This is a genomic window from Mesorhizobium sp. M0491, assembly GCF_040321265.1.
Taxonomy (GTDB): Bacteria; Pseudomonadota; Alphaproteobacteria; order Rhizobiales; family Rhizobiaceae; genus Mesorhizobium.
Genome location: NZ_JAMYRE010000060.1, coordinates 1 through 1,420, shown reverse-complemented (window position 1 = coordinate 1,420; position 1,420 = coordinate 1). Strand labels below are relative to the sequence as shown.

Annotated in this window: 1 protein-coding gene; it reads right to left on the bottom strand. The window is 59.0% G+C overall.

Features of this window, described 5'->3' with window-relative positions:
• Window positions 1-29: 29 nt before the first annotated feature.
• Window positions 30-1,384, bottom strand: a protein-coding gene (locus tag NKI69_RS33460) for an IS3 family transposase (RefSeq protein WP_502895240.1) whose coding sequence is annotated in 2 segments (ribosomal slippage) — window positions 30-919 and window positions 919-1,384 — 1,356 coding nt in all. Because the reading frame shifts where the segments join, the coding sequence is not laid out codon by codon here.
• Window positions 1,385-1,420: the final 36 nt, after the last annotated feature.

The window sequence follows — 1,420 nt, the reverse complement described above, 5'->3', positions numbered from 1 at the left end:
AATGAACTGACCCCATAAAGTTGGACGGTTCATTGAGTTGGTAGGTTTAAGGGCTGGTTCCTGTATTGCACAGGGGCCAGCCCTTTCAGTTTCAGTTTGATGCGGCGGTGGTTGTAATAGTCGATGTAGTCCGTGATGGCGTCGTCCAGGCTTTGAACGGTGTCGAAGGTTCCGGGATGGAAGAGCTCGGATTTGAGGATGGCAAAGAAGCTCTCCATTGGGGCGTTGTCGAGGCAATTGCCTTTGCGTGACATGCTCTGTTGGAGGCCTCTGGCTTCCAGCCTGCGTTGGAATGCCGACATCTGATACTGCCATCCCTGATCGGAATGCAGGATCGGCCTTTCGTTCTCACCAAGCCGGGCGAGGGCTTTGGTCAGCATATTGTCCACCATTTTGAAGCGTGGCCGCCGCGCCGTCTCGAACGCGACGATCTCGCCATTGTAGAGATCCATGACCGGGGACAGATAGAGCTTGTCGCCGGCCAGGCTGAACTCCGTCACGTCGGTCACCCATTTGCGGTTGGCGCGGTCGGCGCCGAACTTGCGCTGCAACAGATCGGGAGCGGTCCGCCCAGCCTCGCCCCTGTAGGAGCGATACTTCTTCGGCCTGACCAGCGACTTCAATCCCATCCCGGCCATCAGGCTCTGGACGGTCTTGTGGTTGACGCGCCGGCCCAACCGGTGCAGTTGCGCAGTCACCCGGCGATAGCCGTAGCGACCCTTGTGGCTGTCGAAGATGGCCTTGATCGCCGCCTTCAGCGCCGCATGGCGGTCCGAGCGCTTCGCTGCTTTCTGTCTGTAATAGAACGTGCTGCGCGCAAGCTTCGCCAGCTCGAGCAGCCCCTCAAGCGAATGCAACGGCCTTAACGCCTGGACGGCTTGCGCTTTTTGAGCGCATGTCCCTGCGTTAAGGCCTCTAGTTTTTTTAGGTAGTCGTTCTCCATCCGCAGATGCTTCAGCTCAGCCAGCAGTTCTTCGCGGCTTTTGGCCTCGTCACTGGCTGCAACAGGCACTGCGGGGGACGGCGGCTTTGACATGGGTCGTCCTCTGGGACGTGGGCCGAGCGCCTCTATCCCGCCCGCATGATAGCGCTTCTCCCAGCCCGTCAGGCAACTGGCATTGCGGATATTGAACAATGCAGCCGTCTGCCGATACGACAGACCTTCCTCCCACATTCGCTCAAGCACCGACAGCCTGAACGCCGCGTCGTAACGACCGTACTTACCAGATAGCCCGGCATCGCCATGCGCCTGGTACAACGCAACCCACTTGCGAACAGTGGCCGCATCAACGCCATGCATCGACGCCGCACTCGCGCAGCTCTCATCCCCGCCTAAATAGCTATCGACAACCGAGCGCTTGAAACTCTCGCTGTATTTGGACATGCAAAACCCCCGAAGGTTGTGTCCAACTTTCGGGGG